The sequence below is a fragment of the Actinoplanes sandaracinus genome (genome assembly GCF_030009775.1).
In the GTDB taxonomy this organism is placed as follows: domain Bacteria; phylum Actinomycetota; class Actinomycetes; order Mycobacteriales; family Micromonosporaceae; genus Actinoplanes; species Actinoplanes sandaracinus.
Map to the genome: position 1 here is coordinate 302,136 of NZ_JASCTH010000007.1, position 21,850 is coordinate 323,985.

Here is a 21,850-nt window from a genome sequence, read left to right on the forward strand (position 1 = left end):
GAGCCGCCCGGGAGAGCACGCGGGCGGGGGTGAGGGGCGGGCCGGAGAGGCCTGCTTGCGCCCGCCCCGCCGGGGCCGCCCCCCCGGGGGGGGGGGGGGGCGCCCCCCCCCCCCCCCCCCCCCCGGCGCCGGGAAGGATCAGCGACCAGCTACCGCATCGCCTACTAGGAGTAGGAGAGCAGCGGAGTGAGGCTGGGCTGCGCCGCGCACGTGGGCACGGGGATGCTGGTGCTCGGCGACGGCCAGGTCGGGGCCGGCGATGACGTGGGGTTCCACGTCGAGCTGACACCGGGCACCGGACCGGCCGTCGCGCTGGGGCCCCACGGGGGTGGCGTGCTGGGCCCCCGGCTGGGCGTGGCGCTGGGTCCCGGACCGGCCGTCGCGCTCGGATCCCAGGTCGGCGGCGTGCTGGGCCCCCGACTGGGCGTCGCGCTGGGATCCCACGTCGGTGTGACGCTGGGTCCGGGACCCGCCGTCGCGCTCGGATCCCACGTCGGCGGCGTGCTGGGCCTCCCACTGGGCGTCGCGCTGGGATCCCACGGGGACGGCGTGCTGGGCCTCCCACTGGGTGTGGGACTGGTATCCCACGTCGGCGTGACGCTGGGTCCCGGACCCGCCGTCGCACTCGGATCCCACGTCGGCGGCGTGCTGGACCCCCAAGTGGGCGTGGGACTGGGCTTCCACGGGGGGCTGTCGCAGACGGCCGGAGGGCTCGACGGCGGCAGGCTCGACGGCGGAGGGCTCGCCGACGGCCTCACCGGCGTCAGCGTCAACGTCGGCCTCACGGACGTCGGCGTCGGGCTTGCGGGCGTCGGGCTTGCGGGCGACAGCGGCGCGAAGCTGCCGGCGAGCGCCGGCATGGCACCCGCGGTGCCCCCCGCCAGGAGGATGCCACCCAGCAGGACGGTGTACACGTTGCGGCGCAACAGATGATCTCCTTGTGTGGATTGCCGTAAGGAGAGGCCCCGTGGTGACACACATCCATCAGGTCGATGTCCACGCGGACCGCCGAACGGCGTCGGCACACTCTACGCATCGACGGCAACCCATACGCCACAGGACACGGCCCGGATCACCGTCGATACAACGAAAGAGGCCGGCGCCTGTTCAGCGCCGGCCTCTCCGACCGGATCCACCCCTGCATCCGTCAAACCGAGCCGCGCCCGCCGGCGGGCGGCTTGGTGATCAGGGGGTGGGGAACTCCTCGACCGGCTTGCCGCGCATGTAGTCGGCCAGGGTCTCGTACACCGCCGGGTTGACGATGCCGTGGGACATGCGGTCGGTGTGGGCGGCCCAGTCCGGGTTGGCGAGATAGCCGGCGACGACCAGCGACCGGGTGCCGACGACCAGGGCGGCGGTCTTGTCGCTGTCGGTGGTGCCGGTCTTGCCGAACACCGGGTGCCCGACGACGTCGCGGACCTGCGGGGCGGTGGAGCCGCCACAGTCGCCGAGCTGGGCACGGTCGCCGACCGGGCAGCGGGCCGCGTCGAGGGCCTTGCGGGCCACGTCCTTCTTGGTCGCCTGGGTGCAGGCCGACTTACCGGTGGCGAGTTCGGTGCCGTCCTGCGTGGTGATCGACTGGATGGGCGTGGGGGAGCAGTACTTGCCGTCGGCGGCGAGGGTCGCGTACGCGCCGGCGATGTCGAGCGGGGTGGAGGCGGACACGCCGAGGGTGAAGGCGCCCCACTCGTGGGCGGAGTCGGGGTCGTTGGCCATGGTCGCGTCCTCGGCCGACCGGAACTGCACACCGAACCGCTTGGCGACGTCGACGACGTTCTCCGCGCCGGCGCGCTCCTGCAGGGGCACGAAGTAGGTGTTCACCGACCGGCCGAACGCGGTCCACATGTTGAAGTTGCCGGCCTCGCCGGCGGAGGCGTTGCTCGGGCAGTAGTAGCCGCCGCACTCGGCCGGGGCGGCCGAGTCGAGGTAGCGGGACTTGTAACGCTGCGGCGAGTAGATCGTGGTGTCCAGGCCCATGCCCTCTTCCAGGGCGGCGACCATGGTGAACATCTTGAACACCGACCCGGCCTGGTAACCGGGGACGTCGGCGCTGCCGGTGATGATCGGGTTCACCGTGTTCGGATAGGTTCCCCGGACGCCCTGGCGGGCCAGGGCCGGGTTGGAGGACAGCTCGTTCTGCGGGTTCTCCGCGTCATCGATCTTGAACTTGCGGTTGGTGGCCAGCGCGCGGACCGCTCCGGTGCCGGGTTCGACGGCGGCCAGCATCAGCGCGTTGGGGTCGGTGTCCTTCTGCCGCTCGCTGACCCGCTTACGGGCGGCGGCCTGCGCGTCCACGTCGAGGGTGGTGACGATGGTGTAGCCGCCGCTCTTGAGCAGGCGCTCCCGGTCGTAGGCCGTCGCGCCGAAGGCCGGCTGGTCGAGCCACCAGCGATAGAAGTAGTCGCAGAAGAAGCCCCAGTTGTTCTTGGCGACGGAGACGCAGCCGCGGCTGGGGCGCTTGGTGGTGCGGGCGACCTCGGTCTTCTTGGCCTCGGCGGCCTCGGCCGCGGTGATCTGGCCCAGTTCCAGCATGTTGTCGACGATGTAGTCGCGGCGGGCCACGGCCTGCTTGTGGCCGCTGTCGACGGTGGGGTCGAACGCGGTGGGCGCCTTGACCATGCCGGCCAGCAGGGCGGCCTCGGCCACGGTCAGGTCGGACGGCTTCTTGCTGAAGTAGACCTGGCTGGCGGCGTTGACGCCGTAGGCGCCGTTGCCGAACGGCGCCATGTTCAGGTAACGCTCCACGATCTGCTGTTTGGTCAGCTCCTTCTCGACCTGGATCGCGTACTTCATCTCGGTGAGTTTGCGCTGCGCGGTGTCCTTGGTGGCGTTCACCACATCTTGTGGATCTGTCGCTGAATAGGCGAGCGCCATCCGCACGTATTGCATGGTGAGGGTAGAAGCGCCCTGCTGGGTGCCGCCCTGATTGTTGTTGACGAAAGCGCGGGCGATGCCTTTCACGTCGACGCCGTTGTGCTGGTAGAACTTGTGGTCCTCGGCGGCGACGATCGCGTCCTGCATGTTCTGTGCCACCTGCGCGAGTGGCACGTCACTGCGGAACTCGTCATACATGACGGCGAGCTGGGTCTTGCCGTCGGCGGCGTAAACCCGCGAGACCTGCGGCGACGACTGCTCGATGAGCGCGCCGGGCAACTCGCCCAGCTCCTGTGAACCCGCCTTGGCGGCCAGCCCGGACATCGCCACGGCCGGGAAGGACGCCGCGGCGACGACCAGCCCGGCGATCAGGCCACAGGTGGCGAGCACCGCCACACTACGAAGAATCCGGCGTTCGGAAGAGGGCATGCGCGCAGTCACTCCACCCAGGCTAATCAGTTGTTCCGGCATCGTGCAGCTTCAGGGAAATCCGTCACATGCGGTATCCCGGAACGGCCGGTGACAAACCTGGGAATCGACGGGAAATTGCGCGGATCAGCCGCCGGTGATGGACCAGTGCCACGCCTCGGAGGGCAGGTTCACGAAGCCGTACTCGTCGGCGTGCGCGGCCATCCAGGCGAACGCCTTGCTCTTGCGGGTCAGCGTCCTGCCACCGGAGGTGACGTCGACGGCCAGGCCGATCTCGTGCAGCGAGCGGCCCGGGATGGCGGTGGGGACCCGGCAGGACGAGGCGGGAGCGGTCCAGACGTCGGGGCAGCCGTTGATCGTACGGAGCTGGATCTGCCGTTCCTTGGTCCGGAAGCCACCGCCGGCCAGGGCGATGCCGTCGGCGCGGGCGTCGTCGACCATCCGCTTGAAGGCGTAGGCGACGCTGCGGTGCACGGTCGTCCCGTACACCGTCGTGGTGTCCTTGATCGTGAATTTGGGCCGGACCTCGGCGACGACGTCCCGGCTGAGGACGGTGGCCTGCGCGGCGAAGCCCGCGGCCGTGCCGGCGCCGGCGATGCGGCGCTGGGTCCGCTCCACCGCGGAGGCGGCCGTGGCCCGCGCCGACGACGCGAGGGTCAGCGCGGCGCCGGCGGTGCCCACGTCCTTCTTCGCGGCGCGCAGCGTGGCGGCGGCCTCGTGGAGGCGGGCGCGGCGCGCGTCGCGGGTGCTGGTGGCGGCGGTGACGGCACGCTTCGCGCGGGCGATCGCGGCTTTGCTGCGGGGCCGCTGCTTCGAGACGCGGGCCAGGGCGTTCTTCGCGTCGCTGAGGGCCCGTTCGGCGGACTTGAGCCGGTCGTGCACGCCCGCGTGCGCGGTGGTGACGGTGATCAGCCGCGTCTGAGCGGTGTCGTTCGCCTTCGTGGCCTGCGCGACCCCGGCGGTGCGCGTCTTGAGGGTCGCGAGCTCGGCGGAGAGGGCGGCACGATACTTCGCCATCGTCGCGTCGGCGGTGAGGCTGCGGTACATCAGGCTCTGGTAGCTGGCGGCGACGCGGGGGACCGCGGCCTGCGCGGGGCTGGGCGCGACGACGGCGATGGGTGCGGCGCAGGTGAGGGTCATGGCCAGGGCGGCGGCGAGACGGGTGACTCTATGTCGCTGGTTCACGGGCGTACGCTCCTCGGCTCCGGCGGGCCCGGGGGCCCACGCTTTGTCGATGTCCGACTGTGCGGTCCGCCGGGTGCTGTTTCCGGGTCAGGAGGAGTGCGGATCGGTTGCACCGGAAAAGAAGTGCATCCATACGGGGGCCGGCAAGCGAATGAACCCGACGAGGATCCATGCGCGGGAGGGAGGTCGATGAGCTCCGACGACGAACTCGCCGAGCGATGGCGCGACGGCGACGAGAAAGCTCTGCGTACGGCGTATGACCGGCACGGTGCGGCCGTGCTGTACCTGGCCCAGCGGCTGCTGGGCAACCGGGCGGACGCCGAGGACGTGACGCAGGTGACATTCGTGGCGGCCTGGACGAGCCGGGACATGTTCGATCCGCGGCGCGGCACGATGCTGGGCTGGCTGCTGGGGATCGCCCGGCGCAAGGCCGTCGACCGGCTGCGGTCGGCGGCACGCGACGACCGGGCCACCGAGACGGTACGGGCACACCTGGCGCCGCCGGACGAGCCGCAGACGCCGGACCGGATCGTCGACCGGCTGGTCGTGGCCGACGAGCTCGGCCGGTTGCCCGACGAACAACGGCGCACCCTGGAGCTGGCGTTCTTCGACGATCTGACCCATCCACAGATAGCGGCCGTCACCGGACTACCCCTGGGTACGGTCAAGAGCCATATCCGGCGCGGAATGGCGAACCTACGTCGTCGTTGGGAGGTGGACGGTGCAGCATTTGGATCCCGATCGGCTGGTCCTTCTCGCGCTCTCTGAACAACAGCAGGAGCTGAGCGAGTCGGATCACCTGGCGCAGTGCGCCGGCTGCCGCTACGACCTGGACTCGTTGCGGGAGGTCGCCGACATCGGAACCGAGATAGAGGAGGTACGTGATCTTCCGGCGCCGCCGGAGAGCGTCTGGCGGGCCATCGAGGCCGGCATCACCACCCCCGTGGCACCGGTCACCCCCCTGGCCGGGCGGCGTGGCCGTCCCCAGCGGGAACGCCGGCGCTGGCTCGCTCCGGTGCTGTCCGCGGCCGCGGCGGCGATCGTGGCGGTGGCCGGCACCGTCGTGGCCTTCGGCGTCCTCGACCGGCCTCCGGCCGAGACGGTGACGGCACAGGCGACGCTCGCTCCCCTGCCCAAGGTGCCGGTGGGCGCGGGCGGCACCGCCGAGGTCACCTCCAGCGGCAAGATCCGCATCGACGCGCGCAACCTGCCGCTGACCCCCGGGTTCCACGAGGTGTGGCTGATCGACCCGGGCGACCTCACCAAGATGTTGTCGCTGGGCAACCTGCCCGCCGGCGCGAGCGTCGAACTGCCGGTGCCGCCCGGCACCGACCTGAACCGGTACCGCCTCGTCGACATCAGCGACGAACCGCACGACGGCGACGCCACCCATTCGGGTCAGAGCCTGTTGCGCGGAACTCTCACGTCCTAGGTGCATCCGTCCGGGACAGTGTGAGCGAAGTACGGGGTGGTGGCGATGAAGCCACCACCCCGGTACTTCGAAAGGACGCTCGAGGATGAGATTCACCCGACTCGGCACGCGGGCCGCCGCCGTCACCACCGCCGCGCTCGTCGCCTCCGCCCTCACCGCCGCGCCGGCCGCCGCACACACCAGCAAGCCGCTGGGCACCAAATCGCTGGCCGCGGTGCTGACCGCCGACAAGAAGGGTTTCGACCGCAACGGCCACGACTACGACATCCTGGCCGCCGCGGTGGCGGCGGTCCTGAAGGCCAAGCCGTCCAGCCCGGTCGGTGTCCTCGCCGACGGCAAGACCGCCCTCACCGCGTTCCTGCCCAGCGACCGCGCGTTCCAGTTGCTCGTCGCCGACCTGCAGAACACCAGGCGGCTGCCCGGTGAGAAGAAGGCGTTCACCGCGGTGGCCGGTCTCGGCATCGACACGGTCGAGTCGGTGCTGCTCTACCACGTGGTGCCGGGCGCCACGGTCAACCGCAAGGCGGCGCTCAAGTCCGACGGCGCCAAGCTGAAGACCGCGGCCGGATCGACGATCAAGGTCGACGTGTACGGCCACTACCGCAAGCGGATCCAACTGGTCGACGCCGATCGCAGCGACCGAAACCCGCGGATCGCCCGGTTCGACGTCAACAAGGGCAACCGGCAGATCGCACACGGCATCGACCGGGTGCTGCGCCCCATCAACCTGCCCTGACGCACGTCCGGTGGGCGCGGGTCGTCTCCCGCCCGCGCCTGCCGGGCGCCCGCCGACGCGGGCGGCACGCCCAACGACGGGACCGGGCGCTTCCGGCTCGGAGGAAGCCGCGCGTCGTGGTCCAGTACCGTCAGCCGGTGACGAGCGCGACCCCTTCCTCTCCCGGATGCACGCTGACGGTGTGCCGGGACTGCTGCTGCGGCAGCCTCCGCAAACATCCGGCCGTCGATCACGACGGTCAGCTCGACGGGCTGCGGGCCGCGGTGGAGCCCGCGCATCGCGTACGGACCAGCCTGTGCCTCGACGCCTGCTCGCAGTCGAACGTCGTGGTGGTGCACCCCGCCCCGGAGGCGCGGCGGGCGGGCGCCCGGCCGGTCTGGTTCGGGCTGGTCCTCGACGACGCGGTCGTCGAGGATCTGGCCCAGTGGGTTCGCGACGGCGGCCCCGGGGTGGCGCGGATGCCCGCCGTGCTGGAACTGTCGGTGATCCGGGCACCGGACGGGAAGGCACAGCCCTGACCGGGGTCTCCCGTCAGGCGCCCCCGCGAAGCAGGTCGGCGACCGCGAGTCGCAACCGCGGATGCCGGAACTCGAAGCCGGCATCCTGCAGCCGCTTCGGGACACACCGGCGGCCGGTGAGCACCAGCAGCGGATCGGCCCGCATGAACACCGATCCGAGACGGACCAGGGGCGCGGGGCTGGGCAGACCGACGGAACGGCCCATCGCGTGGCGCAGCGCCGCCATGAGGTCGCTGTTGCGCACCGGATGAGGGGAGGTGACGTGCACGATGCCCGACATCGCGGGGTCGTCCAGGCAGTGGCGCACGATCGCGCACAGGTCGTCGATGTGCAACCAGCTGATCCACTGCCGGCCACTGCCCATCCGGCCGCCGAGACCCCACCGCACGAATCCGGTCAGCCGGTCGAAGGCCGGGGTGTCACGATCGAACACGATGCCGGTGCGCAATGTGACCCGGCGCGCGGCGGTGATCTGCTCCGCGGCTTCCTCCCAGGCCCGCGCGACACCGGCCATCTGCGGCGGACCGTCGGCCGGCGGGGCGGACTCGTCGAGTGTCGCCTCGCCGGCGTCGCCGTAGATCGCCAGCGTGCTCATCTGCAGGAGCACCGGCACCGGCCGGTCCAGTGCCGCGCAGGCGCGGGCGAGGGCCCGGGTCGGTTCGGTCCGGGAACGTGTCAGCAGGGCGATGCCGGCCGGTGTCGGCCGCCGGAACACGAGTTCACCGCAGAGGTTGATCAGTGCGGCGCCGGACAGTTCGGCTGCCCAGGGGCCGAGGGTCCGGCCGTCCCAGTGAACCTGCCGGCCCCACCGGACCCGCGTGGCCGACCGGCTCAGGACCACCACGTCGTCGCCCCGGCCGGTCAGGTCGCGGGCGATCCGTTGCCCGAGCGCCCCGGAACCGCCGGCGATGACGACCTTCATCGGCTGAGGGTGGCGACCGGGCCGGCGGTGGGCCGCACCGCCATCGGCGGCAGCGGTCGCCATGTGGCGGCGACATCGCGCATCAGCAGCCCGCAGTCGGGTATCGCCGATCCCGGAGGGAACCGGACCGGGTCGTCGAAGAACGTGGACCGCACCGAGGCCAGCTCCACCGGCGTGACCCGCCAGTCCCGGGTCAGCAGTTCCACGCCGTCGAGGCGGGCCGGGTCCGGGGTGGCCGAGAAGCCGGCGGCGCCGCGCCGGAAGAACTCCGACGCCTGGTCGAGGTCGCGGAAGAGGTGGCTGTCCGCCAGGGTGGCCGCCCCGCGGACGTGGACGTCAACGTGCAGCTCGCCGCGCGGACCTAGCTCGCCGCGCGGACCTAGCTCGCCGCGCGGACCTAGCTCGCCGCGCGGACCTAGCTCGCCGCGCGGACCGGCGAAGGCGATCCGCAAGTCGTCGGCGCTCTCCCGCACGTCGAAGCGGCTGCGGTGGTGCCACCCCGGGAAGATCCGGCCACCGGCCCAGGAGTTGAGCCGGGAGCCGGTGTCACGGCGGGGGATGTAGACGCCGCATGCGACGCCGCCGGGGGTGTCCCACTCGACCGCGATCCGGTGCGCGGCGTTCTCGCTGCGCAGGCCGAACGGTGCGGGCACGGACGGGGGCCGGACACCGGCCAGCCGGATCAGGCAGATGCCCGACACCGCCCACCCGTCGACGACCTGCGGTCGCAGCGGTGCGGGTAGCAGCCGTGCGGTGATCTGCGGGTCGGTGCGATAGTTCACGAGGAGCCGGCGCTCGACCACACTCGCCAACCGGGGAGCTCTCATCTCGGATCGCCTTCCTTGCCTCGGCGTGTCGCCGTCGTCGTGCTCACCCGGGGGCACATCGCGACGGACCCTGCTTTGAGCGGTTGCTCAAATCAGAGTCTACGAGGTTTTGAGCGATCGCTCAAACGCTGGTGACCACCGGCACGACGCCGCCGATCAGCGCGCGGCCGGACACCCCGGCACGGGCCGTCAGTGCCGGAACTGGCCGACCAGCGCGGTCAGCTCGCCGGAGAGCCGGGTCAGGCCGGCGGCGGCCCGCTGGGTGGTGGTGGCGCCGGCCGCGGTCGCGTTCGCCACGCCGGCCACGCCGGAGACGGTGGCGGCGACCTCGCCGCTGTTGGCGGCGGTGTCAGCGACCGAGCGGCTCATCTCCGCGGTGGTGGCGGTCTGCTCCTCGACAGCCGACGCGATCGTGGTGGTGTAGTCGCTGATCTGCTGGATGACCTCGGTGATCTCGCCGATCGCCTGAGCCGCGCTGCCGCTGGAGCTCTGGATCGCGCCGATCCGGCTGGTGATCTCCTCGGTCGCCTTGGCGGTCTGCTGCGCCAGCTCCTTGACCTCGCCGGCGACGACCGCGAACCCCTTGCCCAGCTCACCGGCGCGGGCGGCCTCGATGGTGGCGTTGAGCGCGAGCAGGTTGGTCTGCTCGGCGATGGTGGTGATCAGCTTGACCACGTCACCGATCTCGGCGCTCGCCGCGCCGAGCTCGGCGACCTGGTCGGTGGTGCGGCGGGCGATGGACATCGCCTGCTGGGCCACGTGGGCCGCCTGGCCGGCGCTGCTGGCGATCTCGGTGATCGACGCGCTCATCTGCTCGGCGCCCGCGGCGATCGACTGGACACCGGCGTTGACCTGCTCGGAGCCGTGCGACGCGGTGCCGGCTTTGGAGGCGGCGTCGGCCGCGCCGGCCTGCAACTCCGCGCTGACCGAGGACAGCTCACGGGAGGCGCCGGCCAACTCGACCGCGGATCCGCCGATCGTGGCGACGGTCCGCCGCAGGCTGGCGACCGCGGCGTCCAGTGCCCGGCCCATCCGGCCCGGCTCGTCCCGACTGGTCAGACCGGTGGTGTGGGTGAGGTCGCCGGCGGCGAGGCTCTCGCACACCTCCGTCACCTTGTGCAGCGACCGGACGATGCCGCGGGCCATGAACACGGCCAGGGCGAGCGCGACCACCAGGCCGACGATGAGGATGACCAGGATGAGGGCGCGGCTGGCGGTGTAGCCGTCGTTCGTGTCGGCGGCGGTGGCCGCGGCGTGACTCGACTCGGCAGCGGTCATGTCGGCGATGTCCTGCATCGCCTCGCTCACCAGCGGAGTGATCTCCTCGTCCCGGACTTTCTGCCACTCCGCGATGTCATCGCGCTGGCTGGCCGGGATCAGCTTCTCCCGGGCGATCTTCTCCAGCTGGATGAAATCGTCGTACAACTCGTCGATCGCGGCCGCCTCGACGGCCGGCCCGCTCCCCCGGTACGCGGCGAACGACGCCTCCACGGTCTCCTGGTCGCCGGCGAGCGCCCGCAGATATTCCGCCTGCGTGGCGTCGTCGCGGGACAGGGCGTGGTTGGTGATGGTCAGGCGTGCCTGCAGGATCGACGCCCTGAGATCACCGAGAGCCGCGACGCTGGCCAGGTTTCCGCGGTAGATGTCACGGGCGCCGTCGTTGGCCCGGCTCAGCGCGGTCAGGCCGAGGAGCCCCACGACCATCGCCACCAGGGAGGCCACCGCGACCGCGCTGAGGAACTTGACGTTGACGCTCAGACCGGCGAACCAGCCCCCGGCCTCCGGCGTGCCGCCATCCGACTCGACCACCACGAACCTCTCGCCCCCGCGTGTCCCCGGCCACGCACGGCCGGACGGCAGTGACTGCCGCTCACATGAGCCTCATCGGCGGGCGGGGCCGGACACTGAGCGCCGGGCGCTGTCATTCGGGCAGGACGGCCACTTCGCTGTAGAAGTGCCGGATCCGCCGGACCGCCTCTTCGAACGCCTCCAGGTCGATCGGCTTCGTCACGTAGGCGTTGGCGTGGCGGACATAGCTGGTGGTGATGTCCAGACCGGCGTTCGACGTGGTCAGCACCACGATCGGGATGCTGCGCAGGTCCTCGTCGCTCTTGATCTCCTGCAGCACCTCGTGGCCGCCCATGCGGGGCATATTGAGGTCGAGCAGGACCAGGTCCGGGCGGACGGCGTCGGCGTACTCCCCCTGCCGGCGCAGGTACTGGAGGGCCTCCGCGCCGTCGCCGACCCGGTTCACCACCGGCGGCCCCGGCTCGGACAGCAGAGCTTCCTCGATCATCATCGTGTCGGCGTCGTCGTCGTCGACGATCAGCACGTGGGTCACTGCCATCCTCATTGTTTTCCTTGACCGTCGGAGGTACCTGCGACACGTGCCGATCCTTGCTGCCGCGCAAACATACTGCATCGGGCCGTTGATCAGGCCTCGCGCCCTTCCCCCGGAAGGATGCCGAGGGCGGTCGGCGCGCCACAGCACACGCCGGCGAGCCGCTCGGCGGCGGGCGCCCCCGGTTACCGGAACGACTGCCCGGGTAGATCGACTCGTCGTGCTCTCGATCATGAAACTCCCGCTCGGCGATCATCGCCTCTTCGCCCGTGCCGGCCGGCAGGTCCGGTCCTCGGTGGAACGATTACGCCGGGCCGCTCGCCCGGCGCTCGCCGCCGCGGCCGCCGCCACGTGCGCGTGGATCATCGCCGCCGACCTCATCGGACACCCCGACCCGGTCTTCGCCCCGACCGCGGCACTGATCGTGCTCGGCGAAGCCCGCGGCCGGCGGCTGCGGCAGACCACCGAGACCGTCTTCGGGGTGGCCGCCGGCGTCTTCGTCGCCGAGTTCGCCGTGCGGGCGCTCGGCACCGGCGCCGTCAGCCTCTTCATCGTGCTGCTGCTCACGGTCGCTCCGATGATCGCGGCCGGCGCGAGCAGCACGCTGGTCGTACAAGCGTCGATCTCCGCTCTCTATCTCGTGGTGGTGGCCGCGCCGCAGGGGAACCTCATCCCGTTCCGGTTCGCGGACGCGCTGCTCGGCGGCGCGGTGGCCATCGTGGCCAGCCAGATCATGGCGGCCCGCAAACCGCTCGCACCGCTGGTGGCCCAGGCTCGGCAGACATACGCCGACCTCGCCGATCTGCTCGACGATCTGCGGGAGGCGATCGGGAACTGCGACGAGCCGGCCGCCGGCGCGGTGCTCGACCGGGCACACCGGCTGAACGACTGCGTGGAACTGCTTCACACCGAGGCGCTCGCCGCCGGCGAGACGCTGCGGCTGCGGATCCGCCGGCGCCGCCGGCTGGAGCAGGTGCGCAACGTCGAGGCGACCACCCATCAGCTCGACCACGTCGTCGGGAACGTGTGGGTGCTGGCCCGCCACGCGGTGACGCTGACCCGGCTGCACACCAGCACACCACCCGATCTGGAGCGGGCGATCCGCGCTCTGGCGAGCGCCGTCCGCTCCGCCGGTGACGCCCTGGCCACCGACCTGACCGGCGGCGACGACCCGGACCGGCACGCCGGGCAGGCCGACGCCGACGCCCTGGAGGCGGTCCGGATCGCCGCGAAACTGCTGGAGTCCGAGCCGGCGCCGCCGGTCACGATGATCGTCGGCCAGATCCGTACGACCGCCGTCGACCTGCTGCGCGGCGTTGGCCAGGACGACGATGTGCTGAGCCGGGTGGACGAGGCCATCGGCTGGCACCCGTCGCCATGATCTCGAGAACGGCCGGAGACTGCGGCTGATCGGCATCGGCATCACCGGGACCCGCCTGCTGACGTGCTATCCGCTCGGCTCGCCCGCCGGGTCCGGCCCGGCGACCGGCATGGACCCGACGGCGGGATAGCCGAACAACCGGCCCACGCCGAGCAGATCGAGCAACCAGATCATCGCCGGCGACACCGCCGACATCACGAGCCGGCAGGTGAGGTCCGGCTCGGCCGCCCGGTACCGGACCCGGAGCAGGGCCCGCAGCCCGGCGCAGTCGCAGAAGTCGACCGCGGCGGCGTCCAGCATCAGCACCCGCGGCCGCCTCTCGGTCAGCGCCGTCCGCAGCGTCGTCTCGAGATCGCCGGCGTTGGCCATGTCGAAGCTGCCGGAGAGCACCGCCGTCACCGTGCCGTCCACCGGTTCGCTCACCAGAACCCGCCCGGGTGAACCGCATTCCGAGGACACCGCCACCTCCTGATCGGAACGGCTGGCCGAGAGCCGGCACCGGAGAGCGCCGGGCCGCCGATACGCCTCACCGTAGTCCGCTCAGGTGAGCCCGCCCGCCGTAGCGCGGTTCCGCACCGGAACGAGGACACATACCACCTTTGTCGGCAGTGGCTCACGGCCTACCGGCGTCGGCGAGCCACCGTTCGATGCACTGCAGTAGGTCTTCCGCGTCGACCGGTTTGGTGACGTAGTCGCTGGCACCGGAGGCGAGGCTCTTCTCACGGTCGCCGTGCATGGCCTTGGCGGTGACCGCGATGATCGGCAGGTTCGCGTACCTCGGCATCGCCCGGATCGCGGTGGTCGCCTCGTAGCCGTCCATCTCCGGCATCATGACGTCCATCAGGATGAGGTCGACATCGTCGTGCTGTCCGAGCACGTCGATGCCCTTGCGGCCGTTCTCGGCGTAGACGACCTCCATGCCGTGCAGTTCCAGGATGTTGGTGAGGGCGAAGACGTTGCGGGCGTCGTCGTCGACCACGAGGACCTTACGGCCGGCCAGTTTCCCGGGCAGCGCGGCCAGGCCGTCGAGGATGCCGGTCTCCACCGTCGGCGGCATGACCGGCGCCCCGGCATCGGTGGACAGGTGCAGGGTGATGCGTTCCCGCAGCTCGTCGAGGCTGGACAGCAGCTCCAGCGGCCGGGTCTGGGCGAGCGCCTGCAGCAGGGTGTCGTGGTTGGGCGACAGCTGGTGGGTGCGGTAGGCGAGGACCGGCACGTGCCGCAGCCCGGTCTGGTCGTGCAGGGCCTTGAGGAACACCGAGCCGTTGTCGCCCGCCATCGACAGGTCGAGCACGACCACGTGGAACGGCTGCGACATCAGGTCGGCGATCGCCGCGAACGGGTCGACCGCCGTCGCCACCGCGACGGTGCCGTGGGTGTCGGCGACCGCGGCGGCGGCGCCGCGGGCGATCAGGGTGAGCAGCCCGTGCGAGTCGCTCTCGACCACCAGCAGCCGGCGGGTGGCCGGCCGGTCGATGACCTCCGCCACGGACAGCACCGGCGCCTCGGCGACCGGTTCCACCACCGTGCCCTCCAGGTGCGCGAACGGGGTCTCGATCGGCATGTAGAGGGTGAAGGTGCTGCCCTGGCCGAGGACGCTCTGCGCCTGGATCTCGCCACCGAGCAGGTAGGCGATCTCCCGGCTGATCGACAGGCCCAGGCCGGTGCCGCCGTACCGCCGGCTGGTGGTGCCGTCGGCCTGCTGGAACGCGTCGAAGATGGCGGTGAGCTGCTGCTCGGCGATGCCGATGCCGGTGTCCACGACCCGGAACGCGACGACCGTGTCGTGCCCGGCCAGCGCTTCGGGCAGCTCGTCGGGGCGGGCCCGTTCGATGCTCAGCCGCACCTTGCCGGCCTCGGTGAACTTGACCGCGTTGGAGAGCAGGTTGCGCAGCACCTGACGCAGCCGCTGCTCGTCGGTGAACAGGCCGGTCGGCACGTCCGCGCCGGTGGACACCTCGAACGCCAGACCGCGGGAGCTGGTCAGCGGCCGGAACGTCGCCTCGACGTAGTCGAGCAGGTTGCGCAGCTCGAACGCCTCCGGCGCGATGTCCATCTTGCCCGCCTCGACCTTGGACAGGTCGAGGATGTCGTTGATCAACTGGAGCAGGTCGGTGCCGGCCGAGTGGATGACGGTGGCGTATTCGACCTGCTTCGGGCTGAGGTTGCGGGTCGGGTTCTGCGCCAGCAACTGCGCGAGGATCAAGAGCGAGTTCAGCGGCGTACGCAACTCGTGGCTCATGTTCGCCAGGAACTCGGACTTGTACTTCGAGGCGAGCGCCAACTGCTGGGCCCGCGCTTCGAGTTCCTGCCGTGCCTGTTCGATCTCGGAGTTCTTGGTCTCGATGTCGCGGTTCTGCCGGGCCAGCAGCGACGCCTTGTCCTCCAGCTCGGCGTTGGAGCGCTGCAGCTCCTCCGACCGGGCCTGCAACTCCTCCGACCGGGCCTGGAGTTCGGCGGCGAGCCGCTGCGACTCGGTCAGCAGCACGTCGGTGCGGGCGTTGGCCACCATGGTGTTCACGTTGACGCCGATGGTCTCCATCAGCTGGTCGAGGAAGTCCTGATGGACGTCGGTGAAGGTGGTCATGCTGGCCAGCTCGATCACGCCGAGCACCTGGTCCTCCACCACGATCGGCAGGACGACCAACTGCAGCGGCACGGCGGAGCCGAGACTCGACGACACGGTGAAATACCCGCCCGGCAGGTCGTCGACGACGATCCGCCGCTTCGCCACCGCGGCCTGCCCGACCAGTGACTCGCCGAGCGCGAACCGCCGCCCGGCGCCCCGGTGGCCGTAACTGCCGACCTCGCGCAGATCGGTGCCCGCGGACGTCTCGTCGACCAGCAGGAACGTGCCGAGCTGCGCGTTGACCAGCGGCGCCAGCTCGTTCATCACCAGGGTGGCGACGACCTCGAGGTCACGGTGGCCCTGCATGAGCGAGGAGATCCGGGCCAGGTTGGTCTTGAGCCAGTCCTGTTCCTGGTTGGCCTTGGTGGTCTCGCGCAGCGACTCCACCATGAAGTTGATGTTGTCCTTGAGCTCGGCCACCTCGCCGGACGCGTCGACGGTGATCGACCGGGTCAGGTCACCGGTGGCGACGGCGCTGGTCACCTCGGCGATGGCGCGCACCTGCCGGGTCAGGTTGCCGGCGAGTTCGTTGACGTTCTCGGTGAGCCGTTTCCACGTACCCGAGACGCCTTCGACCTCGGCCTGGCCGCCGAGGCGGCCCTCGCTTCCCACCTCGCGCGCCACCCGCGTCACCTCGGCGGCGAAGCTGCTGAGCTGGTCCACCATGGTGTTGATGGTGGTCTTGAGCTCCAGGATCTCGCCACGGGCGTCGACGTCGATCTTCTTGGTCAGGTCGCCCTGCGCGACCGCGGTGGTCACCTGGGCGATGTTGCGGACCTGACCGGTCAGGTTGTTCGCCATCGAGTTGACGTTGTCGGTCAGGTCCTTCCAGGTGCCGGCCACGTTCGGCACCCGGGCCTGGCCGCCGAGCTGGCCCTCGGTGCCCACCTCGCGGGCCACCCGGGTCACCTCGTCGGCGAAGGCGCCGAGCGTGTCGACCATCGTGTTGATCGTCTGGGCGAGCACCGCGACCTCGCCCTTGGCCTCCACCGTGATCTTCTTGCTCAGGTCGCCCTGTGCCACCGCGGTCGCCACCGACGCGATCGACCGCACCTGGCTGGTCAGGTTCGAGGCCATCACGTTGACGTTGTCGGTGAGGTCCTTCCAGGTGCCGCCGACGTTGAGGACCCGGGCCTGCCCGCCGAGGCGGCCCTCGGTGCCCACCTCGCGGGCCACCCGGGTCACCTCGTCGGCGAACGCGGAGAGCTGGTCGACCATCGTGTTGATGGTCTCCTTGAGTTCGAGGATCTCGCCGCGGGCGTCGACCCGGATCTTCTGGGTCAGGTCGCCGCGGGCGACGGCGGTGGTGACCTCGGCGATGCTGCGCACCTGGGCGGTCAGGTTGTCACCCATGACGTTCACCGACTCGGTGAGGTCCTTCCAGGTGCCGGAGACGCCCTTCACGTCGGCCTGGCCGCCGAGCCGGCCCTCGGTGCCGACCTCGCGGGCCACCCGGGTCACCTCGTCGGCGAAGCTGGAGAGCTGGTCCACCATCGTGTTGATGGTGTTCTTCAGCTCCAGGATCTCGCCGCGCGCGGCCACGGTGATCTTCTGCGACAGGTCGCCCCGGGCCACCGCCGCGGACACCTGGGCGATGCTGCGCACCTGGCCGGTGAGGTTGCCGGCCATCGAGTTCACCGAGTCGGTGAGGTCACGCCAGGTGCCGGCCACGCCGCTGACCTGCGCCTGACCGCCGAGCCTGCCCTCGGTGCCCACCTCGCGGGCCACCCGCGTGACCTCGTCGGCGAAGCTGGAGAGCTGGTCCACCATCGTGTTGATGGTGGACTTGAGCTCCAGGATCTCGCCCCGGGCGTCCACCGTGATCTTCTGCGACAGGTCGCCCCGGGCCACCGCCGTGGTCACCTGGGCGATGTTGCGCACCTGGTTGGTCAGGTTGCCGGCCATGAAGTTCACCGAGTCGGTGAGGTCACGCCACGTTCCGGCGACGCCGGGCACCTCGGCCTGGCCGCCGAGCCGGCCCTCGCTGCCGACCTCCCGGGCCACCCGGGTCACCTCGTCGGCGAACGACGACAGCTCGTCCACCATGGTGTTGATGGTGTTCTTCAGCTCCAGGATCTCGCCGCGTACGTCCACGGTGATCTTCTGCGACAGGTCGCCCCGGGCCACCGCCGTGGCCACCTGGGCGATGTCCCGCACCTGGTCGGTGAGATTGCCGGCCATCGCGTTGACCGAGTCGGTCAGGTCCTTCCAGGTGCCGGAGACGGCCGGGACCTCGGCCTGGCCGCCGAGCTGGCCCTCGGTGCCGACCTCCCGCGCCACCCGGGTGACCTCGGAGGTGAACAGCGAGAGCTGGTCGACCATGCCGTTGAAGACGGAGGCGATCTCGCCGAGGAGACCGTCGCCGTCCTCCGGCAGCCGGGTGCGGAAGTCGCCGTCACGGACCGCCGTGAGACCGGCCAGCAACTGCCTCAAGTCACCGTCGGCCACCGTTCCCGTGTCGGTGACCGCCTGCCGGAGCTGCCCGCTCTGCGCCATCCGAAGTCCCGTTCCTTACCGAAGCCCGCACCGACCGGGGATTGGCGGTGATCGTCGGCGGTAAGTATGCACACCGTGACAAGAGGACGTCGCACACCGAGTCGAGTACCATTTTTATTGGTCTGACACAACTCCTCTATGGCTAGAAATAGATCACCGAAAGGTTGGTTTCGCCTGCCCATGTAGCCGGGAACTACCGGTCCGCTAGCGGCATCCCCCCGAAGCGAAACGCCGCCTGACGAAGTGGCCGACAACAAGGAGCAACCGCATGACCGTCACCGTTGACACCACTACCCACGCCGATGCGTCAACCAGCACCGACCGGGCCAGTGACCTGATCAACGCATGGGCGGCCCTCCCGACCGGCCACCCGTCCCGCCCCGGCATCCGCGACCAGGTGATCGAGGCGTGGCTGCCGCTGGCCCGGCACCTCGCCAACCGCTACGCCAACCGCGGTGAGCCCCGCGACGACCTCCAGCAGGTCGCCGTGCTCGGCCTCATCAAGGCCGTCGACCGGTTCGAGCCCGACCGGGGCGTCGACTTCGCCGGCTTCGCCATCCCGACCATCGTCGGTGAGCTCAAGCGGCACTTCCGCGACCGCACCTGGTCGGTGCGCGTGCCCCGCCGGCTCCAGGAACTGCGCCTGGCCATCACCGGCGCGAACAACACGCTGACCAACACTCTCGGCCGCTCCCCCCAGGTCGCCGACATCGCCGCGTACCTCGGCATCAGCGAGGACGAGGTCATCGAGGGCCTGGAAGGCGCCCGGGCCTACAACTCGACGAGCCTGTCCACCCCCATCTCCGAGGGCGGCACCGAACTCGGTGAGACCCTCGGCAGCGAGGACTCCGGGTACGAGCACGCCGAACTGCGCATCGCTCTCGGCCCGGCGATGGCCAGCCTCGACGAGCGTGAGCAGAAGATCGTCAGCCTGCGCTTCTACGGCAACCTCACCCAGACGCAGATCGCCGAGCAGATCGGCATCTCCCAGATGCACGTGTCGCGCTTGCTCACCAAGGCCCTCGCCAAGCTGCGCACGCACCTCGACGGCGCCACGATCTGACCGCTCCACCCTTCAGAGACGTGACAGCCCGGTGGCGGTTCGCCACCGGGCTGTTCGATGTGCTCAGTCCGTCAGGTGGGCGCCGATCTCCGACTCGCTGACGCGAGCCGGCTCCAGCACCCGGTGCAGGAACTCGCGGGTGCGCTCCTGGCGGGGGTGGCCGAACACCTCCGCGGGCGGGCCCTGCTCGACGATCACGCCGCCGTCCATGAAGACGACCCGGGAGGCGACCTCACGGGCGAAGGCCATCTCGTGGGTGACCACCAGCATGGTCATGCCCTCGGCGGCCAGGCCACGCATGACCGCGAGGACCTCGCCGACCAGTTCCGGGTCCAGGGCGCTGGTCGGCTCGTCGAAGAGCATCAACTGCGGGTCCATCGCCAGCGCGCGGGCGATGGCGACCCGCTGCTGCTGACCGCCCGACAACTGCGCCGGGTAGGAGCCGGCCTTCTCGGTGAGGCCGACACGGTCGAGGTTCGCCGTCGCGATCCGGTCGGCCTCCGCACGGCTTCGTTTGAGGACACGGCGCTGCGCGATCGTCACGTTCTCCCGGACGGTCAGATGACCGAACAGGTTGAACTGCTGGAAGACCATGCCGATCCCCCGGCGGACCGCGTCGATGTCGCAGTCCGGGTCGGTGACCTCGACCCCGGCCACCCGGATGGACCCGGAGGTCGGCTCTTCGAGCAGGTTCACACAGCGCAGCAGCGTCGACTTGCCCGAACCGGACGGTCCGATGACGCAGACGACCTCGCCGGGCTCCACCGACAGGTCGATGCCGCGCAGCACCTCCAGCTTGCCGAAGGACTTGTGCAGGTCACTGATCTCGATCGTGGACACCCCGGTCACCTCTCCCTCCCGGCCCGGCGCTCCAGCCCGCGGACCACCTGCGACAACGGCAGAGTGATCACCAGGTAGAGCAGACCCGCCACCACCAGCGGCGTCGGGTTGACCCGCGTGTTCAGCGAGTCCCCGGCGAACTTCGTCAGTTCGATCGTCGTCGACGTGACGCCGAGGACGTAGACCAGCGAGGTGTCCTTCGTCAGCAGGATGATCTCGTTGGTCAGCGGCGGGATGACGATCCGGAACGCCTGCGGCAGCACGATCGAGATCATCGCGCGGGTGTGTGACATGCCGAGCGTACGAGCCGCCTCGAGCTGCCCCTTGGGGACGGCCTGGATGCCGGCCCGGATCGTCTCCGCCATGTAGGCCGCGGCCGTCAGGCCGAGACCGACGGTGACCGAGCCGTACACGCCGCCCGGGATCTCCCGGTCGGGGAAGGCCAGCGGCACGCCGTAGCCGACCATGAACAGCACCAGCAGCGCGGGCAGGCCACGGAACAGTTCGATGTAGGCGATGGCGAACCAGCGGTACGGCGGCACCGACGACAACCGCAGCAGCGCCAGGACCAGCCCGAGCGTCAGGCCGAACACGAAGGCCAGCAGGGTGTAGGCGATGGTGTTGCGCAGCGCGACGGTGATCGCCTCGGGGAACATGCTCCGGGCCACGTCGAGCCGGAGGAACGCCTCGGACAGGCGGCCCCAGTCCGCGGCGCCCGCCGCGGCCAGGATCACCAGCGCGAAGACGATGTAGCCGGCGGCGCGGACGATCCGCTGCCGCCGGCGGGGGCTCAGCTTCATGTCAGAGATCAACTGACCGGCTTCTCGCCGATCCAGGTCGCGTAGATCTTGTCGTACGTCCCGTCGGAACGTGCCGCGGTGATCGCCTCGTCGACGGCCTTGAGCAGTTCGGCGTTGCCCTTCTTGACGGCGAAGCCGTACTGCTCGCCGGTGTCGAAGCCGGCCGCGACGACGACCTTGCCGGGGTTGGCCTTGATGTACTCGTTCCAGACCGGCAGGTCGTTGACGGCGGCCTCGATCTGGTTCGTGGCCAGCGCCTGCTGGAGCGCGGCGAGGTCCTTGTAGGAGACCACCTCGATGGTGAGGTTCTTCGCCTTGACCTGGGCGTTGATGTACTCCTCGCCGGTGGTCCCGCCCTGCACGCCGAGGCGCTTGCCGGCGAGCTCCTCCAGCGTCTTGACCTGCTTGCCGGTGAGCACGGCGAGCGCCTGGGTGGCGTCGAAGTAGGGCTTGGAGAAGTCCAGCACCTTCTTGCGCTCGTCGGTGATGGTCATGCCGGCCGCGGCCACGTCGCACTTGCCGGCGTTGAGGTCGGTGCCCGACTTGATGCCCTCGAACGGCGTGTCCACGATCTCCTGCGTCACCTTGAGCTTCGCCGCGACCAGGTCGATGAGCGCGACGTCGAAGCCGACGACCTTGCCGGACTGGTCCTTCGACTGGAACGGCGCGTACGGAAGGTGGGTGCACGTGGTCAGCACCCCGGACTTCACCAGTTTCACGCCGCCGGCGGTGGTGCCACCGGTGTCCTCTTTGGCGCAGCCCGCGATGCCGCCGCCGATCAGTGCCGCGATGGCCGCCATCGCCGCCGCTTTACCGGCATGTCCCGACATTTTCATGTATCTCTCCCCTATCCCAGCCGACGCACGCAGCGGGGCCAGGACAGGCTAATTCATACATAGCAGATGTTTCATGTAGCCACGTCGTCAGTGGCAGAGGGCGGTGCCCAGGGCCCGATCCAGGTGTTCGGCGGCGGTCGCATCGGCGATCATCGAGTTCACCGCGGCGGTTGATGTCGCTGGGCGTGCCGACGGGGCGCCCCGCGGCCCAGCCGGCGGACGACTCGGACCCGGTGATGTCGACCGGGCCGCTGCCGCCGGCCGCGGGCACGTAGCACGTAGTAGGTGTGCAGGGAGCCGACGAAGTCGGCGAACAACTCCTCGTCGTAGTCCAGCAGGCCGCTGGTCTGCTGGAGCAGGTGCCGCACGGTGATCCGCCGGCCGTCGATGCCGCCGGCGCCGCGGACGAGGCCCGGCCGGTACGCCTCGATCGGCTCGTCCAGGCCCACCTTGCTCTCGGCGACCAGTTGCAGAACCACCGGGGCGGTGAACATCTCGGTGTTGCCGGCGATCCGGATCCGGCCGTCGACCTGCTGTACCC

19 protein-coding genes are annotated in these 21,850 nt (G+C 70.5%); 7 read left to right on the top strand and 12 right to left on the bottom strand.

Annotation, left to right across the window (positions count from 1 at the left end; genetic code table 11):
- The first annotated feature begins 222 nt into the window (after nt 1–222).
- Nucleotides 223–933: a hypothetical protein gene (locus tag QLQ12_RS13330; protein ID WP_282759839.1), complete on the top strand. Its 711-nt coding sequence runs from the start codon at nt 223–225 to the stop codon at nt 931–933.
- A 252-nt stretch (nt 934–1,185) separates the two neighbouring features.
- Here the strand turns inward: QLQ12_RS13330 and QLQ12_RS13335 are convergent, their stop codons facing one another.
- The gene (locus QLQ12_RS13335; RefSeq protein ID WP_282759898.1) at nt 1,186–3,303 is read right to left on the bottom strand and encodes a transglycosylase domain-containing protein; all 2,118 of its coding nucleotides are present in this window, start codon (nt 3,301–3,303) and stop codon (nt 1,186–1,188) included.
- A gap of 126 nt (nt 3,304–3,429) precedes the next feature.
- Nucleotides 3,430–4,488 (bottom strand): D-alanyl-D-alanine carboxypeptidase family protein, encoded by a 1,059-nt coding sequence (locus QLQ12_RS13340; RefSeq protein ID WP_282759840.1) that lies wholly within the window; start codon nt 4,486–4,488, stop codon nt 3,430–3,432.
- 189 nt (nt 4,489–4,677) lie between these two features.
- Here QLQ12_RS13340 and QLQ12_RS13345 point away from each other — a divergent pair, with 189 nt between their 5' ends.
- The 4 genes from QLQ12_RS13345 to QLQ12_RS13360 all read left to right on the top strand — a co-directional run bounded on the left by QLQ12_RS13345 (nt 4,678) and on the right by QLQ12_RS13360 (nt 7,174).
- Nucleotides 4,678–5,256 (top strand): RNA polymerase sigma factor, encoded by a 579-nt coding sequence (locus QLQ12_RS13345; RefSeq protein ID WP_282759842.1) that lies wholly within the window; start codon nt 4,678–4,680, stop codon nt 5,254–5,256.
- Nucleotides 5,210–5,920 carry an anti-sigma factor gene (locus QLQ12_RS13350; RefSeq protein ID WP_282759843.1) on the top strand — a complete coding sequence of 237 codons (711 nt, stop codon included), beginning with the start codon at nt 5,210–5,212 and terminating at the stop codon, nt 5,918–5,920. The genes QLQ12_RS13345 and QLQ12_RS13350 overlap by 47 nt, the downstream gene beginning before the upstream one ends.
- A gap of 85 nt (nt 5,921–6,005) precedes the next feature.
- Nucleotides 6,006–6,656 (top strand): fasciclin domain-containing protein, encoded by a 651-nt coding sequence (locus tag QLQ12_RS13355; protein WP_282759844.1) that lies wholly within the window; start codon nt 6,006–6,008, stop codon nt 6,654–6,656.
- A 173-nt stretch (nt 6,657–6,829) separates the two neighbouring features.
- A complete protein-coding gene (locus tag QLQ12_RS13360) occupies nt 6,830–7,174 on the top strand; it encodes a hypothetical protein (RefSeq protein ID WP_282759899.1) in 345 nt (114 codons plus the stop codon).
- Between the two features lie 13 nt (nt 7,175–7,187).
- Here QLQ12_RS13360 and QLQ12_RS13365 read toward each other — a convergent pair whose 3' ends face one another.
- The 4 genes from QLQ12_RS13365 to QLQ12_RS13380 form a co-directional block, all read right to left on the bottom strand.
- A complete protein-coding gene (locus QLQ12_RS13365; RefSeq protein WP_282759845.1) occupies nt 7,188–8,096 on the bottom strand; it encodes a TIGR01777 family oxidoreductase in 909 nt (302 codons plus the stop codon).
- Nucleotides 8,093–8,923: a DUF2071 domain-containing protein gene (locus QLQ12_RS13370; RefSeq protein ID WP_282759847.1), complete on the bottom strand. Its 831-nt coding sequence runs from the start codon at nt 8,921–8,923 to the stop codon at nt 8,093–8,095. Before QLQ12_RS13370 ends, QLQ12_RS13365 begins: the two co-directional genes overlap by 4 nt.
- 189 nt (nt 8,924–9,112) lie before the next feature.
- Entirely contained in the window at nt 9,113–10,732 is a 1,620-nt protein-coding gene (locus QLQ12_RS13375; RefSeq protein WP_282759848.1) for a methyl-accepting chemotaxis protein, read from the bottom strand.
- Between the two features lie 112 nt (nt 10,733–10,844).
- A complete protein-coding gene (locus QLQ12_RS13380) occupies nt 10,845–11,270 on the bottom strand; it encodes a response regulator (RefSeq protein ID WP_282759849.1) in 426 nt (141 codons plus the stop codon).
- Nucleotides 11,271–11,496: 226 nt separating this feature from the next.
- Between QLQ12_RS13380 and QLQ12_RS13385 the strand changes: the two genes are divergently transcribed.
- Nucleotides 11,497–12,645, top strand: a complete 1,149-nt coding sequence (locus QLQ12_RS13385) for an FUSC family protein (RefSeq protein ID WP_282759851.1) — start codon at nt 11,497–11,499, stop codon at nt 12,643–12,645.
- 66 nt (nt 12,646–12,711) lie between these two features.
- On the opposite strand, the gene QLQ12_RS13390 is transcribed toward QLQ12_RS13385, so the two are convergent.
- Together QLQ12_RS13390 and QLQ12_RS13395 are read right to left on the bottom strand one after the other, a co-directional pair.
- The gene (locus tag QLQ12_RS13390) at nt 12,712–13,068 is read right to left on the bottom strand and encodes an STAS domain-containing protein (protein WP_282759853.1); all 357 of its coding nucleotides are present in this window, start codon (nt 13,066–13,068) and stop codon (nt 12,712–12,714) included.
- A 190-nt stretch (nt 13,069–13,258) separates the two neighbouring features.
- Nucleotides 13,259–17,770 (bottom strand): HAMP domain-containing protein, encoded by a 4,512-nt coding sequence (locus QLQ12_RS13395; protein WP_282759855.1) that lies wholly within the window; start codon nt 17,768–17,770, stop codon nt 13,259–13,261.
- A gap of 268 nt (nt 17,771–18,038) precedes the next feature.
- On the opposite strand from QLQ12_RS13395, the gene QLQ12_RS13400 reads away from it, so the two are divergent.
- Nucleotides 18,039–18,833 carry an RNA polymerase sigma factor SigF gene (locus QLQ12_RS13400; RefSeq protein ID WP_282759857.1) on the top strand — a complete coding sequence of 265 codons (795 nt, stop codon included), beginning with the start codon at nt 18,039–18,041 and terminating at the stop codon, nt 18,831–18,833.
- Between the two features lie 63 nt (nt 18,834–18,896).
- On the opposite strand, the gene QLQ12_RS13405 is transcribed toward QLQ12_RS13400, so the two are convergent.
- The 4 genes from QLQ12_RS13405 to QLQ12_RS13420 form a co-directional block, all read right to left on the bottom strand.
- Entirely contained in the window at nt 18,897–19,673 is a 777-nt protein-coding gene (locus tag QLQ12_RS13405; protein WP_282759859.1) for an amino acid ABC transporter ATP-binding protein, read from the bottom strand.
- A 5-nt stretch (nt 19,674–19,678) separates the two neighbouring features.
- Entirely contained in the window at nt 19,679–20,473 is a 795-nt protein-coding gene (locus QLQ12_RS13410) for an amino acid ABC transporter permease (RefSeq protein ID WP_282759861.1), read from the bottom strand.
- An 8-nt stretch (nt 20,474–20,481) separates the two neighbouring features.
- Nucleotides 20,482–21,309 (bottom strand): ABC transporter substrate-binding protein, encoded by an 828-nt coding sequence (locus QLQ12_RS13415; RefSeq protein ID WP_282759863.1) that lies wholly within the window; start codon nt 21,307–21,309, stop codon nt 20,482–20,484.
- 158 nt (nt 21,310–21,467) lie between these two features.
- Nucleotides 21,468–21,827, bottom strand: a complete 360-nt coding sequence (locus tag QLQ12_RS13420) for a serine hydrolase (RefSeq protein WP_407651473.1) — start codon at nt 21,825–21,827, stop codon at nt 21,468–21,470.
- Between the last annotated feature and the right edge of the window lie 23 nt (nt 21,828–21,850).

What these genes read in the sequence shown, in the direction of transcription:
- QLQ12_RS13335 (WP_282759898.1), bottom strand. Translation starts at nt 3,303, where the DNA reads ATGCCCTCTTCCGAACGCCGGATTCTTCGTAGTGTGGCGGTGCTCGCC.
- QLQ12_RS13400 (WP_282759857.1), top strand. Translation starts at nt 18,039, where the DNA reads ATGACCGTCACCGTTGACACCACTACCCACGCCGATGCGTCAACCAGC.
- QLQ12_RS13415 (WP_282759863.1), bottom strand. Translation starts at nt 21,309, where the DNA reads ATGAAAATGTCGGGACATGCCGGTAAAGCGGCGGCGATGGCGGCCATC.
- QLQ12_RS13355 (WP_282759844.1), top strand. Translation starts at nt 6,006, where the DNA reads ATGAGATTCACCCGACTCGGCACGCGGGCCGCCGCCGTCACCACCGCC.
- QLQ12_RS13370 (WP_282759847.1), bottom strand. Translation starts at nt 8,923, where the DNA reads ATGAGAGCTCCCCGGTTGGCGAGTGTGGTCGAGCGCCGGCTCCTCGTG.
- QLQ12_RS13395 (WP_282759855.1), bottom strand. Translation starts at nt 17,770, where the DNA reads ATGGCGCAGAGCGGGCAGCTCCGGCAGGCGGTCACCGACACGGGAACG.
- QLQ12_RS13380 (WP_282759849.1), bottom strand. Translation starts at nt 11,270, where the DNA reads ATGGCAGTGACCCACGTGCTGATCGTCGACGACGACGACGCCGACACG.
- QLQ12_RS13345 (WP_282759842.1), top strand. Translation starts at nt 4,678, where the DNA reads ATGAGCTCCGACGACGAACTCGCCGAGCGATGGCGCGACGGCGACGAG.
- QLQ12_RS13330 (WP_282759839.1), top strand. Translation starts at nt 223, where the DNA reads ATGCTGGTGCTCGGCGACGGCCAGGTCGGGGCCGGCGATGACGTGGGG.
- QLQ12_RS13365 (WP_282759845.1), bottom strand. Translation starts at nt 8,096, where the DNA reads ATGAAGGTCGTCATCGCCGGCGGTTCCGGGGCGCTCGGGCAACGGATC.
- QLQ12_RS13385 (WP_282759851.1), top strand. Translation starts at nt 11,497, where the DNA reads ATGAAACTCCCGCTCGGCGATCATCGCCTCTTCGCCCGTGCCGGCCGG.
- QLQ12_RS13410 (WP_282759861.1), bottom strand. Translation starts at nt 20,473, where the DNA reads ATGAAGCTGAGCCCCCGCCGGCGGCAGCGGATCGTCCGCGCCGCCGGC.